This window comes from Serratia sp. CY47280, from assembly GCF_052168655.1.
Taxonomy (GTDB): Bacteria; Pseudomonadota; Gammaproteobacteria; order Enterobacterales; family Enterobacteriaceae; genus Serratia; species Serratia bockelmannii.
This window is the reverse complement of record NZ_JBJNMG010000002.1, coordinates 70,231-82,330: the sequence shown is the minus strand read 5'-3', so window position 1 is coordinate 82,330 and position 12,100 is coordinate 70,231. Positions and strand designations below refer to the sequence as shown.

Here is a 12,100-nt window from a genome sequence, read left to right as displayed (position 1 = left end):
GGCGCCGGGCGCGCGGCAAACATGGCGAAACCGCTAAAATAACGGCTTTAAAAAGTTAAAAAAATGGCGGGGAAATCGGTTAAATAGAACGGGGAAACAGCAAAAAACCGGGAGACCTCCATGACTCAACACATTATTCCGCTGTCGGAGTGCCCGCAGTTTGCCGATGTGTGCGCCGCCTGGGCCTTCGGCCAATGGGGCTCACAGCGCGGCGGTTCGCTGGAGCGCACCCAGTTGCGCTTCGCCCACTGCAGCCGGCCAAGCGACGATCACCTGACGCTGATGATGATCGACGGCGATCGTCCGGTGGGCATGGCCAGCCTGTGGCCCAGCGACGATCATCAGCGCCAGGATCTCACCCCATGGCTGGCCGGCGTCTTCGTGCATCCCGATCACCGCCGCAAGGGCATCGCCCACCGTCTTGAGATGGCCATCGTCGAGGCGGCGCGGCAACGCCATCACTCGGTTTTGCATCTCATCACCGACAAATCGGAAGCGCTGTACGCCGGCTGGGGTTGGCATCCCGTGGAACGCCGGCGGCAGCATGACGAAGAAGTGGTAGTAATGGCGAAAACGCTGTAGCTAACGCGGCGTACAAACATACACCAGCGCCGGCGGGAAGTTGCGCACCACCCGCAGGCGCTTCCAGTGAAAATAGCGGGACAGCAATTTTTCCGACAGGTGGCTGTATTGAAACAACACCAGCGTGCCGTTGCGCGCCAGCAGCCGCTGCCGGGCCTGCTGAAGAATGCGCACGCTGATCCTGACCGGGATCGACAGCAGCGGCAGGCAGGAAAACACCACGTCGTAATCCGTGGCCATTTGGGTCGCCGAATGGGGCATCACCTGCAGCCGCCGATCGTCTATCCCCCGCAGCCGATGCACGAAATGCGGTTGAATTTCGAAAGCCTCCAGCGCCGCATCGGCGCGCATCCGCCCCAGGATGCGTTTGGTCAGTACGCCGTCCGCCGCGCCCAGCTCCGCGATCGACAGCGCACGGGTCCATTCAATCTGGTTCAGCATCGCCTGGCACAGCCACGGGGAAGAAGGCGCCAGCGTACCGACGGTGCGCGGTGAAGCCATAAATTGCTGCAGGTAAGCGAAGTGATTCATCAGTTGCAGCCGGGTCGCATTTAACATTGAGGCCTCCTTGGGTTAAGCCCCCAATGTGAGCCGAATTTCTTAAGTAATCATTAACATGATTCCGAAAGCGGCAGACACAGTTGTAATAAAATGCGACCTCAGCCACGACGGCACAAAGAAAAACGGTCGTAATAATGACCTGAAAATAAGCCGTTTATGCGCCGACCGTTCAGATAATTATTACGACCGTTTATTTTATTGGCCACGTTGCCGTGGCCAGAGAGTAACAATCAACGCTTAGCGATAAATTTCCGCATTGCCGCGCCAGTTACTGGAGTCCCCGGGGGTGTCCAGGCCGATAATGCGGTAATGGCTGGCGCCGTCCGCCGCGGCTTTTTCTTTCAGGGCGGTGATGGCGTCATGCGGTGAGCCGCTAATGCCGGAAACCGACACGACGCCGATGCTTTGCAGATTGGCGGCCTGCTCGCTGTTGACCTGTTTCACCGACGACAGCGGCGCGGCGAAAGTGGAGAAGGAAGCGGCGGCGATCAATACGGCTGCGATGCTTGGGATAAGTTTCATGATTGACTCCAGGTGTTCTTGTTTATTAGCTCGTTGTCAGTGATGTTAATTATCCGCTAGCCAATGAAAACGGACGTCATGCAACGTAAAGAACATCAATCATTGTGAGGAGAATAAGGAGGATATGAGTGCGAGTGTGTATTTTCAGGCAGGAATGACTTTATTGAGTTCACCTTACCCCTATTTGATGAACAATTAAAGACAGGGCGAAAGAAAGAACGCACGCCGCCGCTATTTAAGATTTTTTACCCGCCGAGGCGCGCTGAGCTACGCTGATTTTGTGGCTTACCCTTTTAAGGAAGAACGCTTATGTCGCAAAACCTGCTGCGCGTGCGTGACGGTCAGGGCGCGTCGGTCTCATTCTCCGAACTGCTGTTCGATCTGATCTACGTTTTCGCCGTGACCCAACTTTCCCACTATCTGTTGCATCACCTGACGCTGACCGGCGCGCTGGAAACCCTGCTGCTGTGGTTCGCCGTCTGGCTGGCCTGGCAATACACCGCCTGGGTCACCAACTGGTTCAATCCCGATACCCGTCAGATCCGCCTGCTGCTGTTCGCGATCATGCTGCTAGGGCTGTTCGCCGCCGCCGCGCTGCCACAGGCGTCTGGCGAACGCGGTCTGATCTTCGCGCTGTTCTACGTCGCCATTCAGGTTGGCCGCTCCGTCACGGTGCTACGCCTGCTGGCGCCCGATCATCCGTTAAAACAAAACTTTCGCCGCATTCTCGGTTGGCTGTGCATCTCCGCCGTCTTCTGGATCGTCGGTGGGCTGGCAGAAGGCAATGCCCGCCTGGCGCTGTGGGCGATCGCCGTCTTGTGCGAATACGTCTCGCCGATGTTCGGCTTCCGTTTACCGGTCCTGGGGCGCTCGGACAGCAGCAGCGAATGGACCATCGAAGGCCACCATCTGGCAGAACGTTGCCAGCTATTCGTGATCGTAGCGCTGGGAGAAACCATTCTGATCACCGGCGCCACCCTGAGCGAGATGGAAAGCTGGAGTCTGCCGGTGCTCATCGCCTCGCTGGTGGCCTTTCTCGGCAGCCTGGCGATGTGGTGGGTTTACTTCGACACCAGCAGCAAAGCCGGCAGCCACGCCATCAGCCAGGCGGAAAACCCCGGCCAACTGGGCGCTTATTTCCATTATGTGCACGTCGCGCTGGTGGGGGCGATCATCGTCTGCGCCGTGGCCAACGAGCTGGTGATCGCCCATCCCGACGGCCGTATCCAACACGCCACGGCGGCGGTGCTGCTGCTCGGCCCGGCGATTTATCTGTTCGCCAACGCGCTGTACAAACGGCTGGTGTATCACCGTTTTCCGCTGTCGCACCTGGTTGGGCTGCTGGCGCTGGCGGTATTGGCCCCTATCGCCTATTTAACCGATCTGCTGATGGTCAATGGCCTGACGACGCTGATCATGGTGATGGTGGCGGTGTGGGAGAGCATCTCGCGCGGCAGAGCGCCGCAGCAGCATGCGGAAGCCTGACACAAACGGGGGCGCTATCGCCCCCGCTGTGAGATTGATGACAAACCTCATGCCATTGCCGGGTTTGCAAAGAGCAGCGGATAAAAAACAAGGAAAATCAATTTATTGATTTTCGGCTGATGGCCACAAAGGAGGAAAAACCACGTTTTTTCCTCCTTTGTCAACGGTCTGACGGGGGCGCTATCGCCCCCCTATCTCGGTCACTTCAAGGGTTGCGGCAAGGTGAGCACCCAAAGCTCACTCAGCGATTCCGGCTGCTCCAGAGGGCGCAATTCGATGCGGGCGTCGGTTTTGTCGCCTTCGAGGCTCAGCCGCCCTCCTTTCTCCAGCTGATAGTCACCGATTTTCTTACTCTTTGGCGACGCATCCACCAGCTTGGCCTGCAAGCCGAAATCGTTGTCATTGATCACCGCCAGCGTGCGATCGTCGATCAGCGCCAACCCTTCCGCTTTCTCCTGGCGCCAACCCAACTGACGCAGATCCGCCACTTCCCGTTTCTGCGCCAGCTTCACGCCGCGTTTAGCCAGATCTTTCGCATCATCGAACTCCAGCGCTTTACCCTGGCCGTCAAACGCGCTCAGATCGCTGGCCTGCGCGAGATCCACCAGATAGATCTTGTTGATCATCGTCTTTTCTTTACCGGTTCCCTGTTCAATCAACAGGATGCGCTGGTTGTCCAACGCCACGACATCGCCAATTTTGGCGTCTTTGGCTTTTTTATAGCTGTCGATATCGATGGGATAGCCGTACATCGCGGTTTTGCCACTGCGCGGATCGAAGCTCACCAGCCGGGTAAACTGCGCCTTGTTTTTGCTTTTGCCGTCGACATCCAGCGTGCTCTGCACCGCCGCCAGAATGCGCCCATCCGGCATCCGGGTCAGCCCCTCAAAACCGCGGTTAGGCTGGCGCCACTTCAGGATGTTCGGTAACCCGCTCGCCACCGCCTGCTCGCCGGCCTGCGGCGTTGGGCCATATTTGGCGAGGATTTTACCTTTGCCGTCGACATGGATCAGAAACGGGCCGTACTCATCGCACAGCCAATAACCGCCGTTACCGTCACCGATGATGCCTTCGGTATCCAACCCGCGGCGATCGCCGGACAGCGGTTGCAGCGCGTCGTTCAACGCCACTTCGTTCGTGGAACCAATCAGCTCACTCGGCAGCGGCAGCCCGCTAATCGGCCCTTTTTCGTCATGCAAGGGCCGCGCATTCTCGGCCACGGCCTTGCCGCCGCCGATACGAATGTCCATCAACAGAGGCGTGAATTGCGGATTGGCGAAAATCTTGGCCTCTTGCTTGCCTACCGCCGGGGCATCGGCATTCGGGCCGCGATCGGTCAGCGTCGTCAGCACCAAATCGTCGCCCTGCTTCTTGTTGAACATCAACCCGGAGCCGATCCCCACCGGCAACCCCTGCGGGAAATGCTTGGCGAACGCCCCCTGATAGGCGACGCGTTCCCCACCGGGGAAGCCGACCACATAACGCGCCACCTCAATGTCGGCAGCGTGGGCCAATACAGGAAACAGTGAAGCCAACAGCAGGGAGAGCGATTTTATTTTCATATTTGTTACCCGAGGTTAAATGAAGCGTTGTCAGGCAGAAGACGATATTAATTTAGCATGACACTTAGATGACAATAGGCAATTCGTCAAATGCACATCAGGCAATAAGGTTGGCTGGCAAATAGAAATTAGCAATTAACCTGAGCGTATTGAATGGAGAAAACCGCTGGAAAAAACCGCCCGGAAATAACCCGTCATTTTGCTTAGGGTAAATTCTGATAACAAAGATAAAAAAATCGGCAAACGCGCGTCAACACGGCGAAAAACGGTGTTTTTCTCATAGACAAAATAAAATACCAGGGATTTAATACCGCCGTTATTCAAGGTGCATTAAGAAAATTCTATAGAATATCTGCATGAACTGAAAAAGCTGTTCTATAGTTTTTAGTGCTAACGCCCGTTAGTCAATTCCGCAGGATGGAATCTATGTCAAAGCGACTTTTTGCTGAATTTTTTGGCACATTTTGGTTGGTGTTTGGTGGTTGTGGTAGCGCAGTATTAGCAGCGGCATTCCCACAACTGGGTATTGGTTTCCTCGGCGTCGCGCTCGCTTTCGGTCTGACCGTGGTGACGATGGCCTATGCCGTCGGCCATATTTCCGGCGGGCACTTTAACCCGGCGATCACCGTCGGCTTATTCGCCGGCGGCCGTTTCGCGGCGAAAGACGTGATCCCTTACGTGATCGCACAGGTGATCGGCGGTATCGCCGCAGCGGCGGTGCTGTATCTGATCGCCAGCGGCAAAGCCGGTTTCGACGCCACCGCGGGCGGTTTCGCCTCCAACGGTTACGGCGAACACTCACCGGGCGGTTATTCTCTGCAATCAGCCATCGTGATTGAGCTGGTGCTGACGGCCTTCTTCCTGATCGTTATTCATGGCGTAACCGACAAGCGCGCGCCGGCAGGCTTTGCCCCGCTGGCGATCGGCCTGACGCTGACGCTGATCCACCTGATCAGCATCCCGGTGACCAACACCTCCGTCAACCCGGCGCGCAGCACCGGCGTAGCGATCTTCCAGGGCACCTGGGCGCTGCAGCAGCTGTGGGTGTTCTGGCTGGTGCCGCTGGTCGGCGGCATTATCGGCGGCCTGATCTACCGCTGCCTGCTGGAAGACAAAAAATAAGCGTATCGCAGTCGATCGCGTTTCACGGGGCAGCCTTCATCGGCTGCCCCGTTGCTTTCAGCCCTTCGTCACTTCAAACATCATGATATCGCTGGTAAAGGAGCCATCCAGCTGAATCGCGAAATGCTCCGCCACCTCTTGCGACACGCTTTGCTGCAGCGCGCGGATCGCGGTGACGAAATGCGCCGGGGTGCGCATGCGCGCCACCCAGCTGTCGAACTCCAGCATCAATCGATCCGACGTCACCTCACGCACCACCAGCCCGGCTTCGGTCAATAACGCCAGCCACTCGCCTGGCGCATAGTTGCGCACATGCGAGGTATCACGCAGCACTTCCACGGTTTGCAGGTAGATATCCAGCAGCGGATGCCCCGGCGAGACCACGTCCATAAAGATCGCTCTGCCGCCCGGTTTGAGCACCCGCCTGACCTCACGCAGCGCCTGGCCGACATCGTGCCAGTGGTGCGCCGAATAGCGGCTGATGACCAGATCGAAGCTGGCGTCCTCAAACGGCAAAGACTCCGCCACGCCTTGCTGCAGCTGAATGTTACCCAGGCCTTTTTCCGCCGCCGCCAGCTTCACCACCGCCAGCATTTGCGCCGACAGATCGTAGGCCACCACCTGCGCCACCCTGGCCGCCGCGGTGAAGCTGGCATGCCCGGCGCCGCAGCCCAAATCGAGCAGACGCGCGTCGGCATGCGGCGCCAGTAACTGCGCGAGGCGTTGCAAATCCTTGCCCTGCGCATGTACCGCGCTGGTTAAGTAGGCGTTGGCCTGCTCGCCGAACTGCCGGTCTACCGCGTTTTTGTGGCTGTTGCTGTTGCTCATGTTTGCTCCTGTTATTATCCGGCTTGCGCCTGTGCCTGAAGGCTTTTCGGCTACTATAATCAGGCTACTATACGGGTACAATATGAGCAGTTATCCTGGTATAAATAGGTACCACGCTATGTCATCAGAAGCCTTATCCGGGCCAAAAGCCCTCGGCGCATTTCTGCGCGCGCACCGCGAACGCATCACGCCGGAAATGATCGGCCTGCCTAGCTCTTCGCGCCGCCGCACCAGCGGCCTGCGCCGCGAAGAACTGGCGCAAATCAGCGGCATCAGCGCCACCTGGTATACCTGGATCGAACAGGGCCGCGAGGTGTCTATTTCCCCCTATACGCTGGCACGCATCGCCAAAGCGCTGCGGCTCGGCCCGGCCGAACGCCACTACCTGTTTACCCTGGCGCGCATCGCCGATCCCGAGCAGGAAGCGCACCGCGAAACCGCCAACGACGCGGTGCTGCAGAGCGTGCATCAGATGACGGTGCCCTGCTATCTACTGGACGTGACCTGGAACGTCGTCGCCTGGAACCCGCAGGCGGCGGCGCTGTTCCGCGGCTGGCTGGATGTGGCCAACAGCCCCAACCTGCTGCACTTCATGTTCTTCCACCCGTTGGCGAAAACGCTGGTCAGCGATTGGGAGGAACGCGCTCGCCGCGTGGTGGCCGAGTTTCGCGCCGAGACCAGCCATCATCAAAATACCGAAGAGATGCGCGCCTTCGTGCGCAACATGACGCACAACAGCGCGGACTTTAATCACTGGTGGAAGCAGCATGACGTGATGGCGCGCGAAGGCGGCGAAAGAGCGTTCGAACATCCTCAGCAAGGCGCACTGCGCTATCGCCAACTCACCTTCCATCCGGCGGAGCACGCCGGTCTGAAGCTGGTGATGCTGATCCCGCTGCCGCAATTGGTAACAAATTCATAGGCAGGTTTACCCACCATTTATTTATTGGTTCATGTAAACGCGCTAGGGTGATTGTTACCGATGATAGTCATCATCCAGCAACGTTATTTATCTCCCGAGGTACGCCTATGCAATCCGAAGAACAACGCCTTATCGATGGTCTGTTTGGCCGCCTGAAAGAAGCCGAGACCAAGACGGGCCCACGGGATCTCCAGGCAGAGCAGCAAATCAACCAGCATATTCGCGAGCAGCCTTCCGCCCCTTATTACATGGCGCAGGCGATGATCATTCAGGAAGCAGCGCTCAAGCAGATGGACCAGCGGGTCAAAGATCTGGAAGCCCAGGTCGCGCAGCTGCAGCAAACTGCCCACGGCCAGCAAAGCAGCGGCGGTTTCCTGGCCGGTCTGTTTGGCGGCGGCAGCCGCACGCCAAGCCCGCGCGAACAGTATCAGGCGCAGCAGCAAAATACGGCGGCCTGGAACAACGCGCAGCAACAGCCTCAGCAACCGGCCTATGCCCAACCGCAGCAGGCGGCGCCTTCACGTGCCGGCGGCTTCCTGGGCGGCGCCTTGCAAACGGCGGCGGGCGTCGCCGGCGGCGTGGTATTGGCCGACATGCTGACCGGCATGTTCCGCCATTCGCAGCCGCAGGAAATCGTGAATATTATCGAAGAAACCCCGGCGCCGCTGGACGACAGCGCGATGCGCAATTTCGACGCCTCCAACAACCTTGATACCTTCAACAACGGCGACGGTGGCAGCTTCCTGAACCAGGACAACGGCTTCCAGAACGCCAACTATCAGGACGACACGGACTACGCCGACGACGATTACAGCGACGACGACGACTCCTTCCTGTAATGCCCTCTCCCCCTCTCACCCGCAGAGGGGGATTTCCCGTTTCGCCAATCTGGTCTACAGTGAACACTGTTCATTTATCCAGCGGAGAGAAACGATGACAAGCTTTAATCCTGCCACCCCTTTCTTCAGCGAACGCCTGCAGATGCGCCCACCGGTAATGGCGGACCTCGCACGTTTCTACGCCATCTTTGGCGATCCGCAAACGCAGCGTTTCAATCCCGCCGGCCCACTCACCAGCGAAGCGCAGGCCGCATCGGCGCTGCACGAGAGGATTGCCGGGTGGCAACAACACGGTTACGGTTCCTGGGCGATCGCTCTGCGCGAACGGCCGGATTGGATTATCGGCTTTGGCGGATTGTCCCGGAAAGCGCTCGGGGCGCACCGCACCGTGAACCTCGGCTATCGCTTCGATACTCGCGTCTGGGGCATGGGATTGGCCACCGAGATGGCGCGGGCTTCGCTGCAATACGGTTTTGTCGGATTGGCGCTGGAGGAGATTTCCGCCATTGTACGTGCGGAGAATCAGGCCTCGTGGCGAGTATTGGAAAAGGTCGGTTTACGGCGGGTAGATACGCTGGATGACGTGCCCGGCGCAGCGCCGAGCCTGGTGTATACGCTAAAGCGCGGCGACTATCAGGGTTGATCGTCGCTGATTTTGGCCAACGCCATGCGGTAAGATTTGACCTTCTGACGCTTTTTCAACCAGGTGGTGGTAGACACGATGAACACCGCGCCCGACATCGCCAACACGCCGGTCGGGTGGCCGTAAAACACCATCAAGGCAAAGTACACGGCGGAAACGATCGCCACCCATTTCGCCGTATTGCCCATGTCGTTCTTCTCCTGGGTCAAACGGCGGATGTGCTCTTCTTCACTGATTCCCATACGCGCTCCTTGTTGGCTGAACGTTCCATTATATGGAGCTGGAGTGTTGATATTTCAAGCGGTTGGATGGTAAAGAAGCGTAAAGCTCAGGCCGGCGGTTCCTGCCGCCGGGGCAGATAACGCCCGGGCTGATCGGTGCCCGGCAGGCCGGTGCCGTCGTTGCGGCCAAACAGCCGGTAGCGATTGCCGGCGACCGCATCATAGACCTTGTCCGCCAGTCGCGGCGGCAGGTAACGCGCCAGCGCCAGCGCGCGGTACGGCCATCCCAATTGGCGCAGCGCCTGAAACAACGCCGCCGAACGCAGCCAACAGCGCCCCTGCTCAATATAGACCACGGAATCGAAACGATCGGTCGGCAATCCCAGCGCCTGCAGGATCGCCTGCCCTTCGACGGATTGCACCGTCGCCAATAGAATGCGCCGCTGCCGATCGGCGCGAATAAGGTATCTCACCAGCCCGTGACACAGATTACATTCGCCGTCGAACAACAGCGCGCGATCGCCGGGCTGGAGATAAGGCAGATGTGATAAAGGGGTCATCCCGCCTCCCGAAAAACGCTCGCCTTAGCCTAACGCGCCTAGCGCGCCCAGGCCAGAGCGGGATGACAGGGCGTGTTAAGGCGCGGGCGGTGCGTCAGGCACCGCCACCACCGCGACGCGAACTTCGTAATGTTTGGCGCTGCCCGCCGGGATCACCGCCGTCAGTTTGTTGATGGTTTCCACCGGATTGTCGCTGGCCGAGGTGGCGCAGAACAGCTCGCCGCCGTGGCAGAACCCCGGCTTGGGCGGGTGCCCGCCCGGGAAAGGCGGCATGCGCATCGGTTCATCCGCCACAGGCGGCAACGCTTTAGCCGCAGGCGCCTCGGGGGCAGACATCGCGCTCGCGCTGAATAACAGCGCCATGCCCATGCAGGGCAGCGCCAGGATCTTGATTGCTTGTTTCATTGAATTAGCCTCATTTGCCGGGTTCGGGATTACGCTACCCCGCCCCCGGCCCATGAGAAAGCCGCTTTTCGCTACCTTTTCGCCCCGCTGCGCTTTGCTTACATCCCGCGTCTAACGTGATGAAAGGCGAAAGGTTGGGTAAAGGGCCGTCGCGTTACTTGCCGTTCGTCAGCGTGTTGTAGCTGGTCATCAGATTGCGGTAGTCCGGGATATGGTTGGAGAACAGCGCGCCCAGCCCTTCGATGTCATTGCGCCAGTCGCGGTGCAGCTCGCAGGCGACGCCGAACCAGGTCATCAACTGCGCGCCGGCGGCCTCCATGCGGCTCCAGGCCGACTGACGCGTCAACTCATTGAAGGTGCCGGAGGCGTCGGTCACCACAAAGACCTCGAAACCTTCATTGAGCGCCGACAGCGCCGGGAATGCCACGCACACTTCGGTTACTACGCCGGCGATGATCAGTTGCTTGCGGCCGGTGGCTTTTACCGCCTTGACGAAGTCGTCGTTGTCCCAGGCGTTGATCTGGCCAGGGCGAGGAATGAAGGGAGCATCGGGGAATTGGGCTTTCAGTTCCGGCACCAGCGGGCCGTTGGGGCCGTTTTCGAAACTGGTGGTAAGAATGGTCGGCAGGTTGAAGTATTTCGCTAAATCACCCAGCGCCAGCACGTTGTTTTTAAACCGATCGGGATCGATATCACGCACCAGCGAAAGCAGCCCTGCCTGATGATCCACCAGCAATACGGCGGCCTGGTCTTTGTCGAGGCGCTTGTAGTTTGCAGTCATGGTTTTACTCCTGTGGGGTTGATGTTGCGGATGAAACGCCCCGCCTGGCGGCGGGGCGTTGAGGTTTAAGTGTAGCGCCTGAGCCGGGGAACACGGCCCGCCCCAGGCGCCAAAGTTCAACCGGCGCTCGCTTCGGCGTTCATGCTGCCGAACTTACCGCTGTTGAAATCGCGGAACGCCTGCTGGATTTCCGCGTCGCTGTTCATGACGAACGGGCCGTAGCCGACGATAGGCTCATCGATCGGTTCGCCGCTCAGCACCAGCAGTGCGACGTCGTTGTTGGCTTCGATGGTGATCGAATCCCCCGCCCGGTCGAAACGCACCATTTGGGTTTCGCGCACCACGTCTTCGCCGTTGACCAGGATCGCACCGTGCAACATCACCAGCGCCAGCGTATGGCCTTCTTTCACCGTCAGCGTGGTGGTATGGCCGGCATTCAGCTTCATGTCCCACACGTTGAGCGGGCTGAAAGTGCGTGCCGGGCCGGCGTGGCCGCCAAAGTCACCGGCAATCACCCGCACCTGCCCGGCGCCGTCCGCCAGCGGAACCACCGGAATATCGGCGTTCAGCAGCGTCTGGTAACCCGGCTCGGCCATTTTGTCCTTGGCCGGCAGGTTAACCCACAGCTGCACCATTTCCATGGTGCCGCCCTTGCGCGAGAAGTCCCGAGAATGGAACTCTTCGTGCAGAATGCCGGAGGCGGCGGTCATCCACTGGACGTCGCCGGGGCCAATCACCCCACCGCTGCCGGTCGAGTCGCGGTGTTCCACTTCGCCCTGATAGACGATGGTCACCGTTTCAAACCCGCGATGCGGGTGCTGACCCACGCCACGAGTGCCGGAGGCGGAGCGGAATTTGGTTGGCGCTGCGTGATCCAGCAGCAGGAACGGGCTCATTTCCGCCCCCAAATCGTTATAAGAGAACAGCGAATTCACCAGGAAACCGTTACCGACCCAATGTGCTTCCGGGCTGTTGTGAATACCGAGGATTTTTTTCATCTTGAACTCCCGTTTCAGACCTCACGGCCTTAAGTTGATGTCAGAAGTTTAATCCGCCGGGGTTTGCTG

General features: G+C 59.0%; 15 protein-coding genes. 6 read left to right on the top strand and 9 right to left on the bottom strand.

Going from position 1 to position 12,100, the window contains the following annotated elements; translation table 11 throughout:
* Window positions 1–120 precede the first annotated feature (120 nt).
* Window positions 121–582 carry a GNAT family N-acetyltransferase gene (locus ACJ8J4_RS09755; protein ID WP_043135591.1) on the top strand — a complete coding sequence of 154 codons (462 nt, stop codon included), beginning with the start codon at window positions 121–123 and terminating at the stop codon, window positions 580–582.
* Here ACJ8J4_RS09755 and ACJ8J4_RS09750 read toward each other — a convergent pair whose 3' ends face one another.
* The gene (locus tag ACJ8J4_RS09750; protein ID WP_025301715.1) at window positions 583–1,140 is read right to left on the bottom strand and encodes a class I SAM-dependent methyltransferase; all 558 of its coding nucleotides are present in this window, start codon (window positions 1,138–1,140) and stop codon (window positions 583–585) included.
* A 240-nt stretch (window positions 1,141–1,380) separates the two neighbouring features.
* Window positions 1,381–1,665, bottom strand: a complete 285-nt coding sequence (locus ACJ8J4_RS09745) for a YdgH/BhsA/McbA-like domain containing protein (protein ID WP_004940519.1) — start codon at window positions 1,663–1,665, stop codon at window positions 1,381–1,383.
* 309 nt (window positions 1,666–1,974) lie between these two features.
* Between ACJ8J4_RS09745 and ACJ8J4_RS09740 the strand changes: the two genes are divergently transcribed.
* Window positions 1,975–3,150, top strand: coding sequence for a low temperature requirement protein A (locus ACJ8J4_RS09740; RefSeq protein WP_442516068.1), 1,176 nt, complete (start codon window positions 1,975–1,977; stop codon window positions 3,148–3,150).
* 200 nt (window positions 3,151–3,350) lie between these two features.
* Here the strand turns inward: ACJ8J4_RS09740 and ACJ8J4_RS09735 are convergent, their stop codons facing one another.
* Window positions 3,351–4,712 carry an esterase-like activity of phytase family protein gene (locus ACJ8J4_RS09735; protein ID WP_043135586.1) on the bottom strand — a complete coding sequence of 454 codons (1,362 nt, stop codon included), beginning with the start codon at window positions 4,710–4,712 and terminating at the stop codon, window positions 3,351–3,353.
* A 426-nt stretch (window positions 4,713–5,138) separates the two neighbouring features.
* Between ACJ8J4_RS09735 and aqpZ the strand changes: the two genes are divergently transcribed.
* Window positions 5,139–5,834: an aquaporin Z gene (gene aqpZ, locus ACJ8J4_RS09730; RefSeq protein ID WP_025301712.1), complete on the top strand. Its 696-nt coding sequence runs from the start codon at window positions 5,139–5,141 to the stop codon at window positions 5,832–5,834.
* Between the two features lie 57 nt (window positions 5,835–5,891).
* Here the strand turns inward: aqpZ and ACJ8J4_RS09725 are convergent, their stop codons facing one another.
* Window positions 5,892–6,662, bottom strand: coding sequence for a class I SAM-dependent methyltransferase (locus ACJ8J4_RS09725; RefSeq protein ID WP_193402555.1), 771 nt, complete (start codon window positions 6,660–6,662; stop codon window positions 5,892–5,894).
* 118 nt (window positions 6,663–6,780) lie between these two features.
* On the opposite strand from ACJ8J4_RS09725, the gene ACJ8J4_RS09720 reads away from it, so the two are divergent.
* The 3 genes from ACJ8J4_RS09720 to ACJ8J4_RS09710 all read left to right on the top strand — a co-directional run bounded on the left by ACJ8J4_RS09720 (window position 6,781) and on the right by ACJ8J4_RS09710 (window position 9,066).
* Window positions 6,781–7,584, top strand: coding sequence for a helix-turn-helix transcriptional regulator (locus ACJ8J4_RS09720; protein ID WP_025301710.1), 804 nt, complete (start codon window positions 6,781–6,783; stop codon window positions 7,582–7,584).
* Between the two features lie 107 nt (window positions 7,585–7,691).
* Entirely contained in the window at window positions 7,692–8,423 is a 732-nt protein-coding gene (locus ACJ8J4_RS09715) for a DUF2076 domain-containing protein (protein WP_025301709.1), read from the top strand.
* 94 nt (window positions 8,424–8,517) lie between these two features.
* Window positions 8,518–9,066 carry a GNAT family N-acetyltransferase gene (locus ACJ8J4_RS09710; protein ID WP_197836472.1) on the top strand — a complete coding sequence of 183 codons (549 nt, stop codon included), beginning with the start codon at window positions 8,518–8,520 and terminating at the stop codon, window positions 9,064–9,066.
* Here ACJ8J4_RS09710 and ACJ8J4_RS09705 read toward each other — a convergent pair.
* From ACJ8J4_RS09705 to ACJ8J4_RS09685, 5 genes are all read right to left on the bottom strand, one after another.
* Window positions 9,057–9,308, bottom strand: coding sequence for a hypothetical protein (locus ACJ8J4_RS09705; protein WP_025301707.1), 252 nt, complete (start codon window positions 9,306–9,308; stop codon window positions 9,057–9,059). The genes ACJ8J4_RS09710 and ACJ8J4_RS09705 overlap by 10 nt on opposite strands.
* An 86-nt stretch (window positions 9,309–9,394) precedes the next feature.
* On the bottom strand, window positions 9,395–9,847 hold the full coding sequence (locus ACJ8J4_RS09700; protein ID WP_197836471.1) for a thiol-disulfide oxidoreductase DCC family protein: 453 nt from the start codon (window positions 9,845–9,847) through the stop codon (window positions 9,395–9,397).
* Between the two features lie 75 nt (window positions 9,848–9,922).
* Window positions 9,923–10,252 (bottom strand): hypothetical protein, encoded by a 330-nt coding sequence (locus tag ACJ8J4_RS09695; protein ID WP_025301705.1) that lies wholly within the window; start codon window positions 10,250–10,252, stop codon window positions 9,923–9,925.
* A gap of 154 nt (window positions 10,253–10,406) precedes the next feature.
* Window positions 10,407–11,033: an isochorismate family cysteine hydrolase YcaC gene (ycaC, locus tag ACJ8J4_RS09690; protein WP_025301704.1), complete on the bottom strand. Its 627-nt coding sequence runs from the start codon at window positions 11,031–11,033 to the stop codon at window positions 10,407–10,409.
* A 116-nt stretch (window positions 11,034–11,149) separates the two neighbouring features.
* The gene (locus tag ACJ8J4_RS09685; RefSeq protein ID WP_016928920.1) at window positions 11,150–12,031 is read right to left on the bottom strand and encodes a pirin family protein; all 882 of its coding nucleotides are present in this window, start codon (window positions 12,029–12,031) and stop codon (window positions 11,150–11,152) included.
* Window positions 12,032–12,100 lie beyond the last annotated feature (69 nt).